Origin of the sequence: Pseudomonas sp. NPDC086566, from assembly GCF_050280885.1 — a bacterium.
GTDB classification, from domain to species: domain Bacteria; phylum Pseudomonadota; class Gammaproteobacteria; order Pseudomonadales; family Pseudomonadaceae; genus Aquipseudomonas; species Aquipseudomonas vlassakiae.
This window is the reverse complement of record NZ_JBNNWD010000008.1, coordinates 159230-178796: the sequence shown is the minus strand read 5'-3', so window position 1 is coordinate 178796 and position 19567 is coordinate 159230. Positions and strand designations below refer to the sequence as shown.

Genomic DNA, 19567 nt, shown 5'->3' with positions numbered 1-19567 from the left:
TATTGAGGCCATTGTATAGCCCAAATAAGCCTCGCTGCATAAGGTAGTCGCAAACCACAGGAGGTCTGCGACGTGAAAATCTGCATTCTCGGTGCCGGTGCCCTGGGTTGCGCCATTGGCGCGGCCTTGAGCGAGGCGGGGCATGAAACCTGGCTGTTGAACCGTGGCCGTGCGCATGTCGAGGCCATGAACCTGCACGGGTTGCAGGTGCAGGACGAACGCGGCGAGCGCCAGGTGCGGGTCAACGCCGCAATGGATGCCGAAGACGTCGGCGTGGCGGACCTGGTGGTGGTGCTGGTCAAATCGTTCCACACCGCCGAGGCGATTGCCGGTGCCAGCGCGCTGATCGGGCCGCAGACGCTGGTGCTGTCGCTGCAGAACGGCCTGGGTCATGAGGACATCCTGGCAGAGGCGGTAGGGCGCGAGCGGGTGCTGGCGGGCAAGACCTACGTCGGCGGCGTGCTGCTGGCGCCGGGTTCGATCCGTGCCGGTGTGGCGGGCAAGCAGACCTTCATCGGCGAGCTGGACGGCCAGCTCACGCCCCGTGTGCAGGCCATTGCCGCAGCCTTCAACGGTGCCGGGCTGGCCACCACGGTCAGCGACAACATCCTCGGCACCATGTGGGACAAGCTTCTGGTCAACGTCGCCACCGGCGCGCTGAGCGGCATCACCATGCTCAGCTACGGCCAGCTGTACAGCGAACCGCTGCTGGAGAGCACCGCCAAGGCCGCCGTGGCCGAGGCCATCGCCGTGGCCGAGCGCGCCGGTATCCGCCTGAGCCTGACCAGCCCCGAGGCTGCCTGGACGCTGGCCGCCGAAGGCCTGCCGGCGAGTTTCCGCACCTCGATGCTGCAAAGCCTGGAAAAAGGCTCGATCACCGAAATCGACTTCATCAACGGCTCCGTCGTGCGCTGGGGCCAGCGCCATGGCGTGGCCACGCCGGTCAACGCGACCCTGGTGGCCTGCATCAAGGGCATCGAACGCGCCATGGCCGATCATCAGAAGAGGGAAAACCCATGAGCCAGCCAAAAGCCTACCTCGAACATGTCGCGTTCTGGGTGCGCGACATCCAGTGGCATATCCGTTTCTTCAGCGAAGTGTGCGGCATGACCATGCGCGAAGTGCAGGGCGACGTCGAGCGGCCCGCGCAGTACTGGACGCTGGGTGGCCTGCAGTTCATCCACCAGCCGGACTTCGCCGGCCCGGAAGGGCGCATGGCCCACCTGGGCATCATGTGCGAGGACCTCGAAGCCGCCCTGGCGGCGGCCCAGCGTTTCGGCGTCAGCGAGATGCCCCAGGGGCGTAACTGGTTGCGCCTGCCCGACGGCCTGGCCGTGGAGTTCATCCAGGCGTTGCCAGCGGCCTGCGTCGCCCAGGCCTTGGCCATCGACCCCCGTGCGGAGGTTCAGGCATGAGCGTGGTGGAAAAATACTGGGACGACGCCCGCGAAGGCGATGAATGCATCAGCCCCACCTACACCGTGACCCGCGAACGCATCCTGGCCTACGCCGACCTGACCGGTGACCACACCCCGGTGCACGTCGACGAGGCGTACGCCAACGCCAGCCACTTCGGCTGCCTGGTCGCCCACGGCCTGTTCGGGCTGTCGATTGCCGATGGCCTGAAGACCCAGTGCGACTACCGATTCCTGCCGGGCATGTCGCTGGGCTGGACCTGGGACTTCGTGCTGCCGATCAAGGTCAACGATGTGCTGCATGTGCGCATGCGCGTGGGGGCGATGCGCCCGAGCAAAAGCCGCCCGGGCTGGGGCATCGTGGTGCTGCCCTCGGAACTGATCAACCAGCACGGCGAAGTCGTGCAGCGCGGCGAGCACCGGCTGATGGTGCCGCGGAGGGCCGAAGCATGAGCCAGGCATTGCCATTGGCGGGTATCCGCGTCATCGACTACAGCCACTTCCTCGCCGGGCCTTATGTCGGGCGCTGCCTGGCAGCCCTGGGCGCAGAGGTGATCAAGGTCGAGCGGCCGGGCAGCGGCGATGCCGGTCGCCAGCATGCATTCACCCTGGACGACCAGCAGAGCGGTTACTTCCTGCAGCTGAACATGGGCAAGCAGGGCGTCAGCGTGAACATGAAGGACCCGCGCGGCAAAGCCTTCATGCAGCGCCTGACTGACTCGGCCGACGTGTTCATCGAGAACTACCGCCCCGGCGCCCTGGACAAGCTGGGCCTGGGCTATGCCGAACTCGCGGCGCGCAACCCGCGCCTGGTGTACTGCTCGATTTCCGCCTACGGCCATACCGGGCCGGACGCCCACCGCGCCGGCTTCGGGCTGATCGCCGAGGCCAAGAGCGGGATCATGCAGATGGTCGGCGTGCCCGGCGAAGCACCGCCGCTGCTGCGCATTTCGCTGGGCGACATGTACACCGGCATCCATGCCGTGGCGGCGATCAACGCGGCGCTGCTGGGCCGGGTCAGCAGCGGCCGCGGCCAGCACATCGACATGGCCCTGTACGACACGCTGGTGTCGATGCATGAGTACGCGGTGCAGTGCTACACATTGTCCGATGGCACCGTGTTGCCCGAGCAGACCGGCCATGACATGCCCACCTCGACCCTGTACGGCGTGTTCCGCGCTGCCGATGGCGACCTGGTGATCGCCGCCCAGGTCGACGATGCCTGGCAACGCTTTGCCGCCATGCTCGAAGCCAACGGCGGCCCGAGCGGGTTTGGCAGCGACACGCGCTACCACAGCCTCAACGGTCGCAACGCCCACCGCCAGGCGATCCTGGCCGTGGTCCGCGACTGGGTCGGCGCGCGCCGGGTGGCCGATATCCTGCAGCTGCTGGATGGCATCGACATCCCCAGCGCCAAGGTGCAGCGCATCGACGAGGTGCTGGCCGACCCGCAGATCCAGGCCCGCAACATGGTCATCGAACAGCAGCACCCGCGCTACGGCACCTTGCGCCTGCCCAACCTGCCGTTTCGCTTTTCCGACTGCGACACCACGATCCACCAGGTGGCTCCGGACCTTGGCCAGCACAACGCTGAAGTGGCCGCGGCACTTGGCTTCAGCCCAGAAGAAATCACCGCCATGCAGGCAGACGGTGTGCTGTTCACCCACGGAGATGCACGATGAGCGACCGCTATGCAGTGATCGGCCGGCCGATCAACCACACCAAGTCCCCCTTGATCCATGGCCTGTTCGCCGAGGCCACTGGCCAGGCCCTGGAGTACGGCGCCATCGAGGGCGAGCTGGAGGGCTTCGAGACCCAGGTGCTGCAATTGCGCAGCGAGGGCGGGCTGGGCATGAACATCACCGCGCCGTTCAAGCTGCGCGCCTTCGAACTGGCCGACCGGCGCAGCGAGCGTGCGCAGCTGGCACGGGCGGCCAATGCGCTGAAGTTCGAGGATGGCAGCATCTACGCCGAGAACTTCGATGGCATAGGCCTGCTGCGGGATATCGAGCAGAACCTCGGTGAGCCGCTGCGCCAGCGCCGGGTGCTGTTGCTCGGGGCCGGCGGCGCGGTGCGCGGCGCCTTGCTGCCGTTCCTGCAGGCCGGGCCGCGTGAGCTGGTGATCGCCAACCGCGACATGGCCAAGGCACTGGCCTTGCGCAACGAACTGGATCACCCCCGGCTGCGCATCAGCCGTTATGAAGAACTCGACGGGCAAGCCTTCGATATCGTCGTCAACGCCACGTCCGCGAGCCTGACCGGCGAGTTGCCGCCGCTGCCTGCTGGCGTGCTGGGCGGCGCGTGCCTGGCCTATGAGCTGGCCTATGGCAAAGGCCTGACACCCTTCCTGCGCATGGCGCAGGAAGAAGGTGTGGCGCGCTTGGCCGATGGCGTCGGCATGCTGGTGGAGCAGGCGGCAGAGGCATTTGCCTGGTGGCGCGGGGTACGGCCTGAAACCCGTGCCGTGATCGACCGCCTGACCATCCCCCTGGAGTGAGCCATGGCCGCCAATGTCCTGATGCTGCACGGCATCAACCACAACATGTTCGGCAAGCGCGACCCGCGCCAGTACGGCACGGCCACCCTGGCCGACATCGATCAGGCCCTGCAGGCCCTGGGCGAGGAACTTGGCGCACGGGTAGAGTGCTTCCAGACCAACTACGAAGGCGCCATGTGCGAACGCATCCATCGGGCCCATGAGGACGGGGTGGACGCCGTGCTGATCAATGCCGGGGCCTGGACCCATTACAGCTACGGCATTCGTGACGCACTGGCGATTGTCGAGGCGCCGGTGGTCGAAGTGCATATGTCGAACATCCATGCCAGAGAGCCGTTCCGCCATCACTCGGTATTTGCCGAGGTGGTGCGCGGACAGATCTGCGGGTTTGGCGTCGACACCTACCTGCTTGCATTGCGTGCGGCGCTTGACATGATCTGATGGCCTGCGCGGAGTGTCTGTAGCGGACCCATCAATCACCGGAGGGACTTGTGAACGCGCCTCGGCACACCACCTTCATCGCCTTGCTGGTCGCCATTACCTTCTTCATGGAGAACCTCGACGCCACCGTCATCGCCACGGCGTTGCCGCAGATGGCCCATGACTTCGCCGAGCACCCGGTCAGCCTGAACATCGGCATCAGCGCCTACCTGCTGGCGGTGGCGGTGTTCATCCCGCTCAGCGGTTGGGTGGCCGACCGCTTTGGCGCGCGGCAGGTGTTTGCCGGGGCCATCGGCCTGTTCACCCTGGCGTCGTGGCTCTGCGGCCTGGCGACCGACCTGGAAACCTTCGTCGTCGCACGGGTGCTGCAGGGCATCGGCGGGGCGCTGATGGTGCCGGTCGGCCGCCTGGTGGTGTTGCGCACCACCGAGAAGCAGGACCTGGTAAAAATGCTCGCGGTGATCACCTGGCCCGGGCTGGTAGCGCCGGTACTGGGGCCGCCCATCGGCGGTCTTATCGTCACCCACCTGTCGTGGCCGTGGATCTTTTACCTGAACATACCGCTTGGCGTGCTGGCCATTGCGGCAGCGTGGTGGCTGATTCCCGCTGGCCGCCCCAGCGAAGCACGCCGCTTCGACCTGCTCGGCTTCGGCTTGCTCGCCTCGGCCTGCGCGGCATGGCTGATCGGCCTGGAAATGCTCGGTTCGCTGGCCGCCGGCAGCCTGCCTGGCGGGGCAGCACTGGTGGCAGTGGGCGGCGTGCTGAGCTGGCTGGCGATGCGCCATTGCCAGCGCCACCCGGCGCCGCTGTTGCCATTGGCAGCCATGGGCATCGCCACGTTCAGGGCCAGCATCGTCGGCGGTACGCTGTTCCGCCTGTCGATCAGCGCCTTGCCGTTCCTCATTCCGCTGATGCTGCAGGTCGGCTTCGGCCTGTCACCGGTGGAAGCCGGCTGGCTGGTGCTGGCGATCTTCGCTGGCAACCTGACGATGAAGCCGTTCACCACCGGTTTGCTGCGCCGCTATGGTTTCCGCCGCGTATTGCTGGCCAATGGCATGATCGGTGTGTGCAGCATTCTGGCCTGCCTGGGCTTGCAGCAGGGCATGCCGTGGTACTGGATGGCGCTGGTGCTATTCATTGGCGGGCTGTCACGTTCGATGCAGTTCACCACCTACAATGCCGTCGGTTTCTCCGAGGTGCCCAAACCACTGATGGGCGAGGCGTCGACGCTGTTCAGCATGTTCTTCCAGCTGGCGATGGCGCTGGGGGTTGCCGTGGTGGCGCTGTTGTTGCGGTTAGCGATGATGGTGCGCGGCGGCGAGGGCGGGATGACGGTCAGCGACTTCCACTGGGCGTTGCTCGGGGTGGCGCTGATTGCCTGCCTCGCACTGGTCGATGCCATGCGCGTGCCGGGCAATGCCGGTGAGCAGGTCTTGCGCACCTGACGGGCATTGCGGCCACCCAGGTGGCCGCAACAACAGCGCTTGTCAGGACTTCACAGTGCCGCCTGCCAGGCTCCTGCGCCTGCTCATCAGGCGGTAATAGCAGGCTGCCGGGAACAGCAGCCCCACCACCCAGGCCAGGTCGATGCCCTGCAACGAGGCGGCGACCGGCCCAACGTAGAGGGAGGTGTTCATGAACGGGATCTCCAGGGCGATGGTGGCGAGGAACACGCCCACCGCAATCCAGTTGACCCGGCCATAGATGCCCGAGGGGTCGAAGATGTCGGCTATCAGGTATTGCCCTTTGCGCAGCGCGTAGTAGTCCACCAGGTTGATCGCGGTCCAGGGGATCAAAAAGTAGCTCATGAAGAAGATGAAGTTCAGGAAGAACTGGATGAAGTCGTCCTAGGCCAGGGTGCACAACGCTGTCGCCAGGGCACAGATCACCAGCATGAAGCCCGCGCGCACCCCGGGGGTGACTTTCAGCGCCGCGAACGGTTCGATCACCGTCACCGTCGACATGAACGCGCCATACAGGTTGAACACGTTGATCGCGATCTGCCCGTAGAGCACGAACGCCACCGCCAGCAACGTCCCGCCACCGAGCACGCCGAGCAGCTGCAGGCCGACGTTGTCGGAAAAGCCGGCAACGGCCTTGGCCAGCACGGCGCCCAGCAGCATCATCCAGCTACCGCCGATGACGGTGCCCGCGTAGCTGTACCAGAACACCTGGCGGGTGGACGTGCGGGTCGGCAAATAGCGCGAGTAGTCGGCTACGTAAGGGGCGTAGGACAGCTGCCAGGTGACCGCGATGCTCACCGAGGCCAGGAAGGTGGCCAGGTTGAAGCCTTGCGCAGACCATTGGCCTGCTTCCATCGGCAGCGCCAGGGCGAGCAGGGTGGCAATGCCGAAGACCGCGATCGACAGCAGCGACAGCAGCTTCTGCAGGCGGTGGATGAGCTGGTAGCCGAACAACGCCACCAGGAAGCACAGGGCGCCGAGCAGGGCAATGTTGCCGCCGTTGCCGAGCGGGCTGGCGCTGGCGATGGCCTGGGCGGCCAGCAGCGTGTTGCTGACGAAGAAGCCCAGGTAGATGAGCATCACGAACAGCAACGGCACGATGGCGCCGAACACGCCGAACTGCGCGCGGCTCTGGATCATCTGCGGGATCCCCAGGCGCGGGCCCTGGGCGGAATGCGACGCCATGAAGATTGCGCCGATCAACGCGCCGAGCACTATCGACAGCGCACTCCAGAACAGGTTGAGCCCCAGGCTGATCGGCAGCACTCCGGCGGCCACCGTGGTGATGTTGGCGTTGGCGCCGAACCAGACGAAGAACAGCGAGCGCGGCTCGCCATGGCGTTCGGCTTCCGGGATGAAGTCGATGCTTCTTTTCTCTACTTTCATGTCGTTCTCCGCTCAGTGCTGGGTAGTCAGTTGGCGTTCGAAGCGCGCAATCGTCTGCACGAACGCTTCTGGCGCAAAGGCGAGATGGTCGGGTTCTGCGCTGAGCACAGAGGCGGCCGGCTGGTTGTTCCAGCTGCGCAGCAACTGCTCGGTGGAAAAGATTTCCAGCCCGTAGAGCCAGTTGGAGAGAATGAACAGCGCCGAGTAGTGGGCGGCAAGCGTGGTCGCCGTGCAGGCGTCGGCGACCAGCACCAGCTGGAAGTCGTGCTGGTAGGCATCGAACAGGCTGCTCATCACGCACACGTCGGTCAGTACACCGATCACCACCAGTCGTTTGATGCCGCGGCTTTTCAAACTCTGGGCCAGGCGCGTGCCGTGAAAGGCGCTGTAGCGCTGTTTGTCGATCACCGTGTCACCGGCCTGCGGTGCCAGGGCGTCGATGATCTCGATGGCCGGGGTGCCGGCACGGTAGGTGGTTGGCCGGCCTTGTGCGTCGACCGGCTCGCCGAATGCCAGGTCGCGGCCGAGCGCATCGTTGATGTGGCGGGTGTAGAACAGCGGCAGGTTGCGGCTGCGGGCGCCGTCAATCAGCGCGGCCGCGTTGTCGATCACACTGTCGAGGCGCGGCAGGGGGAAGCTGTCCTCCTGCTGCAGGTCGATCACGAGAATAGCGGTGTCTTGAGTCATAGGGTTTCTTCCAGGTGCAGCACCCCGGGCGCGCCACAAAGGGCTCGCCAGGCGGTGCTGCGGATGCAGGTGCGCGGGCGCCGTGACAACGGTGCCTGCGAGGGTCGAGCGCAACGCTCGTGGAAGAAATCAGCCGACTATCTGCCAGAAACCGTTCTGCTTGGCGGCGACAGCGGCGGGAAGGCGTTGCAGCGTGATCTGCAACGGTGCCGCCGCTCGGCGCAGGTAGCCGTTCATGGCCCCGCATGGCAAAGCGCGCACCCGGCCAGGGCGGCGGGGGCGAAACTTGGCAATGATGGAGGGGAGGCTGGCCATGAGCAGAACACTCGCGTTAATCGTTCAGCCATGGCAGCAAAATTCGGGCCATCACCGCAGATGCGCCAGGAGCAGCGACTTTGAACGGTCGGCTTGGCAGTGTTACCGAGTGGCATGTGGTATGCCGTAATACTGTGCTACCAAGCGTATCAACCCGTCTTGCGCGATACCATCGCAGTCAAGGCTGCCCTGGCTTCATCGCTGTTGAGCCGCTCGATGAACAGCAGGCCTTCCTTGGCCACCGTGGCGGCCAGCGCGTCGCGCTGCCCATCCTTGAGCAAACGCCTGCTGATGCGCAGTGCATCGGCCGGCAACTGCTGCAGGCGCCGCGCCAGCCTGACCGCGGCGGCCAGGCATTGCGCGCCATCGTCGAACAGTTCGCTCGCCAGGCCCCACTGCACCGCCTGCTCACCATTCAGCGCCTGGTTGCACAGCAACAGCTGCGCCGCCCGCGCATGCCCCAGCATCTGCGGCAGCAGCAGGCTCGCGCCAAACTCCGGGCATACCCCCAGTGCCACGAACGGCGTGCGCAGCTTGGCGTCACGGCTGACCAGCACCTGGTCGCAGTGCAACAACAGCGTGGTGCCGATGCCGATCGCCGGCCCTGCAACCGCCGCGATCAGCGGCTTGTCCAGCGCCAGCACCGCCCACATCATGCGGAACACCGGGCTTTGCAGGTCGGTCGGGGGCTGGTCGAGAAAGTCCGGCAGGTCGTTGCCAGCGGTGAAGCACTCGGTGCTGCCGGTGATGAGTATCACCTCGACCTGCGGGTCGCTGTTGGCGGCCTCGAACAGCTCTGCCAGCCGCGTGTACATGGCGTTGGTCAGGGCGTTGAGCTTGTCCGCACGGTTCAGGCGCACGGTCAGCAGGCCTTCGTCGAGCTGCTGCTGGATCAGGTCGGTCATCGCAGTGCCTCTGTTCTTGTCCGGGTGGCCGAGTATAAACAGGGTATCGCGACCGAGGCGAGTTGCTATACAGTCGTTCAACTGTGCGATCCACGAGAGCCCCCCGATGACCCAGGAAGCCCGCTTCAGCCGTATGCTGCCCGAACTGCGCAAGGCCAATCTGGTCGAGGCCACCCTGGCCTGCCTGAAGCGCCATGGTTTCCAGGGCGCATCGATCCGCAAGATCTGCGCCGAAGCCGGGGTCTCGGTAGGCCTGATCAGCCACCATTACTCGGGCAAGGACGAGCTGGTCGCCGAAGCCTACATGGCGGTCACCGGCCGGGTCATGCACCTGCTGCGCGAGGCCATGGCCCAGGCCGCGCCCAACGCCCGCGAGCGCTTGTCGGCGTTCTTCCGGGGCTCGTTCAGCGCCGAACTGCTCGACCCGCAGCTGCTCGATGCGTGGCTGGCGTTCTGGGGCGCTGTGAAGACCGCCGAGGCGATCAACCAGGTGCACGACCACTCCTATGGCGAATACCGCCGCGAACTGCGCACGCTGCTTGCCGAGCTTGCGCGGGAGGAGGGCTGGCAACACTTCGATGCCGACCTCGCCGCCATCAGCCTCAGCGCCTTGCTCGATGGCCTGTGGCTGGAGTCCGGGCTGAACCCGGGCACCTTTACCCCGGCCCAGGGCGTGCAGATCTGCGAGGCCTGGGTCGATGGCCTGCAGGCCGGCGGTCGGCAACGCTTCAGTACTGCCAGCGAGGGCTGTTGATCGACCGTTCAGCAATCGCTAGTCTTGGCTCACTCTAATAAAAATATCGCCTGCGGGCGCTTCAGGACTCACCGCAATGACCTCTCAGGTACTGGTCGTCGATGACGATCCGCTGATTCGTGACTTGCTCCAGGCTTACCTGTCCCAGGAAGGCTATACCGTCCACTGTGCCGCTACGGCGGAACAGGCCGAAACGCTGCTGAGCGAGCAGCCGGTGGAACTGGTGATGCTCGACATCCGCCTGCCCGGCAAGGACGGCCTGACCCTGACCCGTGAACTGCGGGTACGCTCGGAAGTGGGGATCATTCTGATCACCGGGCGCAACGACGAGATAGACCGCATCGTTGGCCTGGAATGCGGCGCCGACGATTATGTGAGCAAACCGCTCAACCCCCGCGAACTGGTGTCCCGCGCGAAGAACCTGATCCGCCGCGTGCGCCACGCCCAGGGCGCCCGGCCAGCCAGCGTGGCCACCGTCACCCTCAAGCAGTTCGGCGACTGGTCGCTGGACTGCGACCGCCGCCGTCTGATCGATGCGCAGGGCGGCGAAACCCTGTTGACCCACGGCGAGTTCCAGTTGCTCAGCGTGTTCTTGCGCAACAGCGGCCATACCCTGAGCCGCGACCAGCTGATGGACCAGATCCGCAACCGCGAGTGGGTGCCCAACGACCGCTCCATCGACGTGCTGGTCGGCCGCCTGCGGCGCAAACTGCACGACGACCCCGCCGAGCCTGAACTGATCATCACCATCCACGGCGCCGGTTACCTGTTCACCGCCAGCGTGGCCGCGTGAGCCGGTACCTGTTCGGCCTGCTGGTGCTGTTGGCCAGTGCTGCGCTGCAGGCCGCCGACAGCGTGCGCTATTGCGATTACCCGGTGTACCCGCCGGTGTCCTGGAGCGATGGCAAGCAGCCGCGCGGGCTGGCCCCCACGGTGGTGCGCGAGCTGTTCGGGCGGCTGGGCTATCGGGTCGAGATGGTCGTGTTGGGCAACTGGCAACGCTGCCTGCTCGACGCTGCCGAAGGGCGGGTGGATGTAGTGCTGGCCTACGCTTCGGAGCAGCGTGCCAAGTCGATGCGCTTTTCCCAGGTGCCGGTGCTGCGCGAGGAGGTGGCGGTGTTCGCCAACCGGCAGCATCCGCTGCAGTTCGACCAGCTCGAAGACCTGGCCAGGTACCGCGGCGGGCTGCTGTTCGGGGAAAGCTATGGCCCGGCATTCGACCGCTTCGTGGCGCAGCACCAGAACATCGAATGGGTGTCGGACAGCGGGCAGAACTTCGGCAAGCTGATTCGCGGGCGCATCGACTTCGTGATCCAGGAACGGCGTACCGGCCAGCTGTTCGTCGAGCACCTGCCCGGCGCTCAGGACATCGTTGCGCTGTCATCGGCACTGAGCGTCGACTACCTGCGCGTGGCGGTGTCACGCCATTCGCCGCTGAGCGAGCGGATGGGCGACATCGACACGCAACTGCAGAAGATGGCCGACGCCGGCGAGCTGGAGCGCTGGCTGCACGAAAGCGAAGTCACCTACCGCGACATGGTCAGGCAGCCATGAGCCGCCTGCAACCGGGGGGCCTGTTGCGGCGGCTGTTGCTGTTCATCCTGCTGTTCAGCCTGTGCTTCACGGTGCTGGCCAGCAGCGTGCAGCTGTATTTCGAATACCGCCGTGAAATGCGCGAGATCGATGCGCGCATGGCGTTGATCCGTGCCGGCTACCTGGCCAGCCTGGAGCGCAGCTTGTGGGACCTGAACCAGGAGCAGCTGAACGTGCAGTTGCGTGGACTGGTGGATTTTTCCGATGTGGCGCGGGTGCGCCTGTACAGCGCCGACTTCAGCTTGCAGCAGGGCGAGCCGCACCCGCAGGGGCCGTTGCGGATCGAGCGTTTTGCCTTGGACTATCAGCCACCTTCAGGGCCTGCGCGCCATCTGGGTGAGCTGGAAGTGAGCACTGACCTGGGCGCGGTGCACCGCAGGCTGTTCGCCACCGGCCTGACCAGCCTGCTGTGGATGAGCGTGTTCCTCTGCGGCCTGGCCCTGGCACTGTCGGGTTTGTTCTATCGCCTGGTCACCCGTCACCTGCAGGTCATGGCCGACTTCGCCCGGCGCATCGGTGCCGGGCAATGGCATGAGCCGCTGCGCCTGAACAAGCGCCGCTCACCCCATACCGACGAAATCGACAGCGTGGCCCTGGCACTGGACGACATGCGCCGGGCCATCCTCAGTGACAGCGAACGCCGCGAAAGCGACCGCCTGGCCTTGCAGGACAAGCGTGACGAGTTGCAGAAGCAGGTCGAGCGGCGCACGGCGAGCCTGATGCGTGCCAAGGACGACGCCGAGGCAGCCAACCTGGCCAAGTCGCGCTTCCTCGCGACCATGAGCCATGAACTGCGTACGCCGCTCAATGGCATCCTCGGCATGGCCGAGCTGCTGCGTGGCGCCGGCCTCGCTGCGCCCGACCGGCAACGCCTGGAGGCGTTGTACAAGGCCGGCGAGGGGTTGCTGAGCATCCTCAACGAGGTGCTGTATTTTGCCCGCCTGGAAGAGGGCGAAAGCCGTCCCGAGGCGGTGGATTTCTCCCTGCGCCAGTTGTGCGCCGAGGTCGTGACTCTGCTCGAACCCCGTGCGCTGGCCACCGACAGCCTGGTGCTGTGCCGCATCGACCCGCAACTGGCGGCATACCAGCACGGCGCCGAGCAGTACCTGCGCCAAGTCCTGAGCAACCTGCTGGCCAATGCCATCAAGTTCACCGAGGGCGGCGAGATTCTGCTCGAAGTGCAGGTGGTGCAGGGCCAAACCGGGCGCCAGCGCCTGCGCCTGAGTGTCACCGACGACGGCATCGGCATCTGCGAGGCGATGCAGCCGAAGATCTTCGAGCGTTTCGTCCAGGCCAGCGAAGCCGTTGCCCGGCGCTACGGCGGCACCGGCCTGGGGTTGGCGATCAGCAAGCACCTGGTCGAGCAGATGGGCGGGCAGATCGGCGTGCGCAGCCGCGAGGGGGAGGGCAGCTGCTTCTGGCTGGAGGTGGAACTCGAGACGGCGCAGGCGCCCCAGGCCATGGCGGCGGCCGCTGCCGGCGCGGCGCCACTGGACATCCTGGTAGTGGAAGACGTGGCCTTGAACCGTGAGGTGGTCAGCGGGCTGCTGGAGCGTGACGGGCACAAGGTCTGGCTGGCGGAGGATGCCGAGCAGGGTTTGCAGCTGTGTGCTCGGCAGCGCTTCGACGTGCTTCTGCTGGATGTGCACCTGCCCGGCATCAGCGGCGTGGAGCTGTGCCGGCAGCTGCGTGCCGGCGCCACGCCCAACCGCGACACGCGCATCCTGGCGCTGACCGCCAGCGTCCAGCCGGGGTTGCTGCGGGCCTACCTGGATGCCGGCATGCAGGGGGTGCTGGGCAAGCCGCTGAAGCTTGCCAGCCTGCGCCAGGCATTGGCTGGGCAATGCCTGGAGGCGTCGCCGGCAACCTTTGTCTGGCTTGACCACGGGCTGCTGAGCACGCACCGCACGCTGCTTGGCGAGCAGAAGCTGCAAGGCTTGCTGGCCGGCCTGCAGGACAGCCTGGTGCGACAGCGCATGCCCTTGCTCGAAGCGGTCGAGGCGGGGGACTGCACCGAGGTGATCCACCTGGCCCATCGGCTGGCCGGCAGCAGCGATTCCATGGGCCTGTGCGGCCTGGCGGCGACCTTGCGCGAACTGGAAGCGCGTGGCCTGGCCCGCGACAACGCGGGGGTACGGGCCATGGGAACGCTGCTGGGCGAACAATTGCAGCGTGCCGAAGACACCCTCGCCGCGTTGCTGGTCGCCTGAGCGACAAAATCCTTACGACTTTTTACATCTTTGATCTTTACGATCAACCGGGCCTTACATCGCCTTCCAATAATCGGATGCAACCGCTGCACACGCGGTCTTCGACGCTTATTGGAGATAATAATAATGAAAGGCCGTAAAGCTGAAGGTATCCACCTCACGCGGGCATTGAAGAGCCGGCACATCTTCATGCTCTCGCTGGGTGGCGTGATCGGTACCGGGCTGTTCATGGGCTCGGGGGTGACCATCAACCAGGGCGGGCCAGTGGGGGCGATCCTGGCCTACCTGGTCGCCGGTTTGCTGATGTACCTGGTGATGGTCTGCCTGGGTGAACTGTCGGTGCAGATGCCTGTGTCCGGTTCGTTCCAGGCCCATGCGACGAAATTCATCGGCCCGGCCACCGGTTTCATGATTGGCTGGGTGTACTGGATGAGCTGGGCGACCACCGTGGGCCTCGAGTTCACTGCCGCGGGCATGCTGATGACGCGCTGGTTCCCGGAGGTGCCGATCTGGTATTGGTCAGCGCTGTTCGTGGCCGTGCTGTTCGGCATCAATGCACTGGCTACCCGCGCCTTCGGTGAAGCGGAATACTGGTTCTCCGGGATCAAGGTGGCGGCGATCCTCGGCTTCATCATCGTCGGTGTGCTGGTGATCTTCGGTGGCATTTCGCTGAACAGCGGGGCGCCGGCGCCGATGATGAGCAACCTGATCGGCGACTCGCTGTTCCCCAATGGCCTGTCTGCGGTGTTCGCGGTGATGATGACCGTGGTCTACGCCTTCCAGGGCTGCGAGATCATGGGCGTGGCGGCGGGCGAGACCGACCAGCCGGACAAGAGCATCCCGCGGGCCGTGCGCAACGTAGTGTTCCGCGTGCTGATCTTCTACGTGCTGGCGATCGTGGTGCTGTCGGCGATCGTGCCGTGGCAGCAGGCCGGGCTGATGGAAAGCCCGTTCGTGCAGGTGTTCGACATGGTCGGCATTCCCTACGCCGCAGACCTGATGAACTTCGTGATCCTCACCGCGATCCTGTCGGTGGGCAACTCCGGCCTGTATGCCTCCACCCGTATCCTGTGGGCGATGTCCAAGACCGGCATGGCACCGCGCAGCCTGTCGCCGTTGAGCAGCCGTGGCGTACCCCTGCGCGCCTTGTTCATCACCCTGTGCTTTGCGCTGGTGTCGCTGATGACCAGCTTTATCGCCGCCGACACCCTGTTCATGGTGCTGATGGCGGTGAGCGGCATGTCCGGCACGGTGACCTGGATCGTCATTGCCCTGGCGCAGTACCGCTTCCGCAAGCAGTTCCTGAGCGAGGGGGGGCAGCTGAGCGATCTCAAGTATCGCGCGCCGCTGTATCCGCTGGTGCCGTTGCTGTGCATCACCCTGTGCAGTTCGCTGTTCGTGTTCCTGGCCATGGATGAGACGCAGCGGCCTTCGTTGTATTGGGGCTTTGGCTTTATCGCGCTGTGCTATGCGGCGTATTTCCTGGTGCAGCGCAAGCGCCATGGCGTGGGGGTGGAAGTGCCGGTGGCGTGAGACGGGTTTGGCGGTGCATGGCGGGGTTTTGAGTGAGGGCCGCCAAGTGTTCGCCGGTGTTTTTGCAGGGCCTGGCAGATCGAGCGCCGCCCGCGCGGCGCTCGATCTTGCAGGCGCCAAAAACCTCTCGCCATGCACCTGGTGACCCACCACTTGTTCGAAGTTGTAACACCGCTGCAACCGCAATTGCCTCCTTGTTGAACACTCGTTTAGCATGAGCCTCACCTCTCACAGCAATCACAATAATCCGAGGCCCGTCATGACCGCTCCGTCGTCCCTACTCACCCAGGTTGAAGCCGGCGTTGCCTGGATCACCCTGAACCGCCCCGAGCAGCGTAACGCGCTGGACATCCCCACCCTGAAAAAGCTGCACGCCACCCTCGAGGCGTATAACGTCGACCCCGCCGTACGCGTGGTCGTGCTGACCGGCACTGGCCGCAGCTTCTGCGCCGGCGCCGACCTCGCCGAATGGGCCGAGGCCGAGGCCCGTGGCGCACTGGAAACCTATGGCTGGACCGAAACCGCCCACGCCTTGATGCACTGCCTGCACAACCTGGACAAGCCCACCATCGCCGCCATCAACGGCACCGCCGTCGGCGCCGGCATGGACCTGTCGCTGTGCTGCGACCTGCGCCTGGCGGCCCAGTCGGCCCGCTTCAAGGCCGGCTACACGAGCATGGCCTACTCGCCAGATGCCGGTGCCAGCTGGCACCTGCCACGGCTGATCGGCAGCGAGCAGGCCAAGCGCCTGCTGTTTCTCGATGAACTGTGGGGCGCCGAACGCGCCCTGACGGCCGGCCTGGTTGGTGAAGTGGTCGCCGACGACCAACTGCCCGCCGCCACCGCCGAACTGGCCACGCGCCTGGCCCAGGGCCCGACCTTTGCCTACGCCCAGACCAAGCGTCTGCTGCGCGAAGGTGCCTCGCGCAACCTCGCCGAACAGCTCGCTGCCGAGCTGGCCGCGGGCCTGCTCTGCGGGCGCAGCGAGGACGGCGCCGAGGCCCTGCGCGCCGCCACGGAAAAACGCGCGCCACGCTTCAGCGGCCAATAAACCCTCACTCTTCCCCGGTTACCCAGGAACAGGCCATGAATTTCCAACTGACCCAAGAACAAGAAATGTTGGTGGACGCCGTACGCAGCTTCGTCGCCAAGGAGCTGTTGCCCCATGAAGAAACCGTGGACCGTGCCGACGAAGTGTCCCCGGAGCTGGCTGCGCAGATCCGTGGCAAGGCCATCGCCGCCGGCTTCTACGCCTTCAACATGCCCGAGGAAGTCGGTGGCGGCGGCCTCGACTACCTGTCCCAGGCCCTGATCGAGCGCGAGCTGTCGAAGGTTTCCTGGGCGCTGCACGTGTTCGTCGCGCGGCCGTCGAAGATCCTCATGGCCTGCACCGGCCAGCAGGTCGAGGACTACCTGCTGCCGTGCATCCGCGGCGAGAAGACCGACTGCTTCGCCCTGACCGAACCGGGCGCCGGCTCCGACGCCAATTCGATCAAGACCCGTGCCGTGCGCGAAGGCGATGGCTTCGTGATCAACGGCAGCAAGCACTTCATCAGCCATGCCGGGCACGCCGACTTCGCCATCGTCTTCGCCGTCACCGACACCTACGAGCACAACGGCCGCAAGCGCAACGCCGTCACCGCCTTTCTGGTGGACCGTGGCACCCCGGGCATGACCATCCGCCGTGGCCCGAAATGCGTGAGCAACCGTGGCTACCATACCTACGAGCTGTTCTTCGACGACTGCAAGGTGCCGGCCGCCAAGGTACTCGGTGAAGTCGGCAAGGGCTGGGAGGTGGCCAACGCCTGGCTGACCGCTGGCCGGGTGATGGTCGCTGCCAACTGCGTCGGCCAGGCCCAGCGCGCGCTTGACGTGTCGCTGCAGTGGGCGGCCGACCGCAAGCAGTTCGGCCAGCCGATCGGCACTTACCAGGGCGTGTCGTTCAAGCTCGCCGACATGGCCACGCAGATCCGCGCCGCCGAACTGCTGACCCTGCACACCGCCTGGAAGATGGACCAGGGCAGCATGACCGACGGCGAAGCCGGCATGGCCAAGCTGTTCGCCAGCGAAGTGCTCGGCAAGGTTGCCGACGAAGCGGTGCAGATCTACGGCGGCATGGGCCTGATGGACGAAGGGCCGGTCGAGCGGATCTGGCGCAATGCACGCATCGAACGGATCTGGGAAGGCACCTCGGAGATCCAGCGGCACATCATCTCGCGCGAACTGCTGCGCCCACTGCTGCGCTGACCGGAGCCTGAGCATGTCGCAAGCCATTCGTGACAACCTCAAACGCCTGCTGGCACCCCGGCACCTGGCGTTCATCGGCGGGCGCAGCATGGCCCGGGCGCTCAAGCGCTGCGCCGAGGGCGGCTACCCAGGCCAGATGTGGCTGGTCAACCCGCAGCACGCCAGCATCGACGGCGTGCCCTGTGTGCGCAGCGTGGCCGAGCTGCCTTGCGCGCCGGACGCAGTGTTCATCGCCACCAACCGCGAACTGACCCTGGCCTGTGTCGCCGAACTCGCCGCCAAAGGCGCGGGCGGGGCGATCTGCTATGCCTCCGGTTTCGCCGAAAGCGGCGCCGAGGGCCAGGCGCTGCAACAGCAATTGCTTGAAGCCGCCTGCAACATGGCCCTGCTCGGGCCCAACTGCTACGGCCTGCTCGACTACCTGCACAGCGCCGCCCTGTGGCCCGTGGCCCATGGTGGCAAGGCAGTAGAGAAGGGCGTGGCGGTGCTGACCCAGAGCGGCAACTTCGCCTACAACCTGTCGATGAGCGACCGCTCGCTGCCGGTGGCCTACATGGCCTCGGTCGGCAACCAGGCGCAACTGGGCATTGCCGAGCTGATGGACGTGCTGCTCGATGAACCCCGGGTCACCGCCATCGGCCTGCACCTGGAAGGCCTGAAGAACGTGCCGGGTTTTGCCCGCGCCGCGCACAAGGCGCTGGAGAAGGGCATCCCGATCGTCGCGCTGAAGACCGGCGTGTCGCAGATCGGCGCCGAGCTGGCGCTGAGCCACACCAGTTCGCTGTCCGGCTCCGACGCCCTGTACGACAGCCTGTTCGAGCGGCTGGGGGTGATTCGTGTCAGCGGCCCGGTGAGCTTCGTCGAAACCCTCAAGGCCGCCGCCTGCGGCTACTTGCCCAAAGGCCCCGGCCTGATCGCACTGGCCTGCTCGGGCGGCGATGCCGGGCTGATCGCCGACTACAGCGAAAGCAACCAGCTGCGCCTGCCGGCCCTGGATGCCAGCCAGGTCGAGGAACTGGCTCAGGTGTTGCCGGCCTACGCCAACCTGGTCAACCCGCTGGACTTCACCACGGCGATCTGGGGCGACGGCCCGGCCAAGGCGAGCATGCTCGACAGCGCCCTTCGCAGCGAGGCCGACGCGGCGATGCTGGTGCTCGATTACCCCGCCGAGTTCACGGGCGAGCGCAAAGAGTGCGACCTGCTGCTGGAGCTTTACTGCGCGGCGCTCAAGCGCCATGGCAAGACCGGTTTCGTCACGTCGGCCTTCCCTGAACTGCTGCCAGCCAGCGCCCGTGAACGCCTGCACGCGGCCGGGGTGCCGGCGCTGCAAGGGGTGGAGGATGGCCTGGCAGCCTGGGGCCGGGTTGCCCGTTACGCGCAGCAGCGCCCGGCCTTGCTGGCGCTGGGCGAATCGGCGCTGGTACCGCTGTGCCCGCAGGCGCTGGCCGGTGACAGCCGCCTGCTCAACGAGTGGGAGTCCAAGCAGGCCCTGCGCGGTTTCGGCCTGCCCATTCCGAAGGGTGTGCTGAGCAGCCCGCAGCGCGCACTGGCCGATGTGGGCCAGGTGGGCTTCCCTCTGGTGCTCAAGGCCGTCAGCGCGCAGTTGCCGCACAAGACCGAGGCCGGCGCGGTGGCGCTGAACCTGGCCGACGAGGCCGCCCTCAGCAACGCCCTTGAGCAGATGCGCACGCGCATCGCCGCTTACGCGCCAGGGGTCGCCTTCGACCAAGTGCTGCTCGAACCGATGGCCGGCGCGCCACTGGCCGAGCTGATCGTCGGCATCAAGCGCGAGGCGGATTTCGGCCTGGCGCTGGTGATCGGTGCTGGCGGCATCCTCGTCGAGCTGCTCAAGGACAGCAGCAGCCTGCTGTTGCCGACCACTGACGGTGCCATCCGCAAGGCCGTGCTTGGCCTGCGCAGCGCCGCCTTGCTGCAGGGCTTTCGTGGCAAGCCGGCGGCCGACCTGGATGCCCTGGTCGCTGCCATCCGCGCCGTGGCCGACTACGCCTGCGAAAACGCCAACCAGCTGCTGGAGCTGGATGTGAACCCTTTGATGGTCGGTGCCAATGGCACCCTTGCGGTCGATGCCTTGATCCGCCTCGGCCAGGTGTAAGGACATGAA

General features: G+C 66.0%; 17 protein-coding genes and 2 pseudogenes. 15 read left to right on the top strand and 4 right to left on the bottom strand.

What is annotated here, in order from left to right; all coding sequences use genetic code 11:
• Positions 1 to 72: 72 nt before the first annotated feature.
• The 7 genes and pseudogenes from ACQKPS_RS19720 to ACQKPS_RS19690 all read left to right on the top strand — a co-directional run.
• Positions 73 to 1020 (top strand): ketopantoate reductase family protein, encoded by a 948-nt coding sequence (locus ACQKPS_RS19720; protein ID WP_427605416.1) that lies wholly within the window; start codon positions 73 to 75, stop codon positions 1018 to 1020.
• On the top strand, positions 1017 to 1415 hold the full coding sequence (locus ACQKPS_RS19715) for a VOC family protein (protein WP_176509352.1): 399 nt from the start codon (positions 1017 to 1019) through the stop codon (positions 1413 to 1415). Before ACQKPS_RS19720 ends, ACQKPS_RS19715 begins: the two co-directional genes overlap by 4 nt.
• The gene (locus ACQKPS_RS19710) at positions 1412 to 1867 is read left to right on the top strand and encodes a MaoC family dehydratase (protein ID WP_099813535.1); all 456 of its coding nucleotides are present in this window, start codon (positions 1412 to 1414) and stop codon (positions 1865 to 1867) included. Before ACQKPS_RS19715 ends, ACQKPS_RS19710 begins: the two co-directional genes overlap by 4 nt.
• Positions 1864 to 3096, top strand: a complete 1233-nt coding sequence (locus ACQKPS_RS19705) for a CaiB/BaiF CoA transferase family protein (RefSeq protein ID WP_427605415.1) — start codon at positions 1864 to 1866, stop codon at positions 3094 to 3096. Before ACQKPS_RS19710 ends, ACQKPS_RS19705 begins: the two co-directional genes overlap by 4 nt.
• Positions 3093 to 3911: a shikimate dehydrogenase gene (gene aroE / locus ACQKPS_RS19700; RefSeq protein WP_427605414.1), complete on the top strand. Its 819-nt coding sequence runs from the start codon at positions 3093 to 3095 to the stop codon at positions 3909 to 3911. Before ACQKPS_RS19705 ends, aroE begins: the two co-directional genes overlap by 4 nt.
• A 3-nt stretch (positions 3912 to 3914) precedes the next feature.
• The gene (gene aroQ, locus ACQKPS_RS19695) at positions 3915 to 4352 is read left to right on the top strand and encodes a type II 3-dehydroquinate dehydratase (protein ID WP_283722927.1); all 438 of its coding nucleotides are present in this window, start codon (positions 3915 to 3917) and stop codon (positions 4350 to 4352) included.
• A 47-nt stretch (positions 4353 to 4399) separates the two neighbouring features.
• Positions 4400 to 5797, top strand: a pseudogene (locus ACQKPS_RS19690) (MFS transporter); the annotation flags it as partial.
• Between the two features lie 42 nt (positions 5798 to 5839).
• Here the strand turns inward: ACQKPS_RS19690 and ACQKPS_RS19685 are convergent.
• The 4 genes and pseudogenes from ACQKPS_RS19685 to ACQKPS_RS19670 form a co-directional block, all read right to left on the bottom strand.
• Positions 5840 to 7201 (bottom strand): annotated as a pseudogene (locus ACQKPS_RS19685) (purine-cytosine permease family protein).
• Between the two features lie 12 nt (positions 7202 to 7213).
• On the bottom strand, positions 7214 to 7888 hold the full coding sequence (locus tag ACQKPS_RS19680) for a cysteine hydrolase family protein (protein ID WP_313202193.1): 675 nt from the start codon (positions 7886 to 7888) through the stop codon (positions 7214 to 7216).
• 129 nt (positions 7889 to 8017) lie between these two features.
• Positions 8018 to 8203: a hypothetical protein gene (locus ACQKPS_RS19675; RefSeq protein WP_313202192.1), complete on the bottom strand. Its 186-nt coding sequence runs from the start codon at positions 8201 to 8203 to the stop codon at positions 8018 to 8020.
• A gap of 149 nt (positions 8204 to 8352) precedes the next feature.
• Positions 8353 to 9108 carry an enoyl-CoA hydratase-related protein gene (locus ACQKPS_RS19670; protein ID WP_427605413.1) on the bottom strand — a complete coding sequence of 252 codons (756 nt, stop codon included), beginning with the start codon at positions 9106 to 9108 and terminating at the stop codon, positions 8353 to 8355.
• Positions 9109 to 9214: 106 nt separating this feature from the next.
• On the opposite strand from ACQKPS_RS19670, the gene ACQKPS_RS19665 reads away from it, so the two are divergent.
• The 8 genes from ACQKPS_RS19665 to ACQKPS_RS19630 all read left to right on the top strand — a co-directional run bounded on the left by ACQKPS_RS19665 (position 9215) and on the right by ACQKPS_RS19630 (position 19558).
• Positions 9215 to 9862 carry a TetR family transcriptional regulator C-terminal domain-containing protein gene (locus ACQKPS_RS19665; protein WP_254480212.1) on the top strand — a complete coding sequence of 216 codons (648 nt, stop codon included), beginning with the start codon at positions 9215 to 9217 and terminating at the stop codon, positions 9860 to 9862.
• Positions 9863 to 9938: 76 nt separating this feature from the next.
• A complete protein-coding gene (locus ACQKPS_RS19660) occupies positions 9939 to 10655 on the top strand; it encodes a response regulator (RefSeq protein ID WP_427605412.1) in 717 nt (238 codons plus the stop codon).
• Positions 10652 to 11416, top strand: a complete 765-nt coding sequence (locus ACQKPS_RS19655; protein WP_427605411.1) for a substrate-binding periplasmic protein — start codon at positions 10652 to 10654, stop codon at positions 11414 to 11416. Before ACQKPS_RS19660 ends, ACQKPS_RS19655 begins: the two co-directional genes overlap by 4 nt.
• Positions 11413 to 13665 carry an ATP-binding protein gene (locus ACQKPS_RS19650; protein WP_427605410.1) on the top strand — a complete coding sequence of 751 codons (2253 nt, stop codon included), beginning with the start codon at positions 11413 to 11415 and terminating at the stop codon, positions 13663 to 13665. Before ACQKPS_RS19655 ends, ACQKPS_RS19650 begins: the two co-directional genes overlap by 4 nt.
• A gap of 126 nt (positions 13666 to 13791) precedes the next feature.
• On the top strand, positions 13792 to 15198 hold the full coding sequence (locus tag ACQKPS_RS19645) for an amino acid permease (protein WP_283722922.1): 1407 nt from the start codon (positions 13792 to 13794) through the stop codon (positions 15196 to 15198).
• 259 nt (positions 15199 to 15457) lie between these two features.
• Positions 15458 to 16249 carry an enoyl-CoA hydratase/isomerase family protein gene (locus ACQKPS_RS19640; RefSeq protein WP_427605409.1) on the top strand — a complete coding sequence of 264 codons (792 nt, stop codon included), beginning with the start codon at positions 15458 to 15460 and terminating at the stop codon, positions 16247 to 16249.
• Between the two features lie 35 nt (positions 16250 to 16284).
• A complete protein-coding gene (locus ACQKPS_RS19635) occupies positions 16285 to 17445 on the top strand; it encodes an acyl-CoA dehydrogenase family protein (protein ID WP_427605408.1) in 1161 nt (386 codons plus the stop codon).
• A gap of 13 nt (positions 17446 to 17458) precedes the next feature.
• The gene (locus ACQKPS_RS19630; RefSeq protein ID WP_427605407.1) at positions 17459 to 19558 is read left to right on the top strand and encodes an acetate--CoA ligase family protein; all 2100 of its coding nucleotides are present in this window, start codon (positions 17459 to 17461) and stop codon (positions 19556 to 19558) included.
• Positions 19559 to 19567: the final 9 nt, after the last annotated feature.

Coding starts and splice junctions, on each gene's coding strand:
- ACQKPS_RS19715 (WP_176509352.1), top strand. CDS start 1,017: ATGAGCCAGCCAAAAGCCTACCTCGAACATGTCGCGTTCTGGGTGCGC.
- ACQKPS_RS19710 (WP_099813535.1), top strand. CDS start 1,412: ATGAGCGTGGTGGAAAAATACTGGGACGACGCCCGCGAAGGCGATGAA.
- ACQKPS_RS19705 (WP_427605415.1), top strand. CDS start 1,864: ATGAGCCAGGCATTGCCATTGGCGGGTATCCGCGTCATCGACTACAGC.
- aroE (WP_427605414.1), top strand. CDS start 3,093: ATGAGCGACCGCTATGCAGTGATCGGCCGGCCGATCAACCACACCAAG.
- aroQ (WP_283722927.1), top strand. CDS start 3,915: ATGGCCGCCAATGTCCTGATGCTGCACGGCATCAACCACAACATGTTC.
- ACQKPS_RS19680 (WP_313202193.1), bottom strand. CDS start 7,888: ATGACTCAAGACACCGCTATTCTCGTGATCGACCTGCAGCAGGAGGAC.
- ACQKPS_RS19675 (WP_313202192.1), bottom strand. CDS start 8,203: ATGGCCAGCCTCCCCTCCATCATTGCCAAGTTTCGCCCCCGCCGCCCT.
- ACQKPS_RS19670 (WP_427605413.1), bottom strand. CDS start 9,108: ATGACCGACCTGATCCAGCAGCAGCTCGACGAAGGCCTGCTGACCGTG.
- ACQKPS_RS19665 (WP_254480212.1), top strand. CDS start 9,215: ATGACCCAGGAAGCCCGCTTCAGCCGTATGCTGCCCGAACTGCGCAAG.
- ACQKPS_RS19660 (WP_427605412.1), top strand. CDS start 9,939: ATGACCTCTCAGGTACTGGTCGTCGATGACGATCCGCTGATTCGTGAC.
- ACQKPS_RS19650 (WP_427605410.1), top strand. CDS start 11,413: ATGAGCCGCCTGCAACCGGGGGGCCTGTTGCGGCGGCTGTTGCTGTTC.
- ACQKPS_RS19645 (WP_283722922.1), top strand. CDS start 13,792: ATGAAAGGCCGTAAAGCTGAAGGTATCCACCTCACGCGGGCATTGAAG.
- ACQKPS_RS19640 (WP_427605409.1), top strand. CDS start 15,458: ATGACCGCTCCGTCGTCCCTACTCACCCAGGTTGAAGCCGGCGTTGCC.
- ACQKPS_RS19635 (WP_427605408.1), top strand. CDS start 16,285: ATGAATTTCCAACTGACCCAAGAACAAGAAATGTTGGTGGACGCCGTA.
- ACQKPS_RS19630 (WP_427605407.1), top strand. CDS start 17,459: ATGTCGCAAGCCATTCGTGACAACCTCAAACGCCTGCTGGCACCCCGG.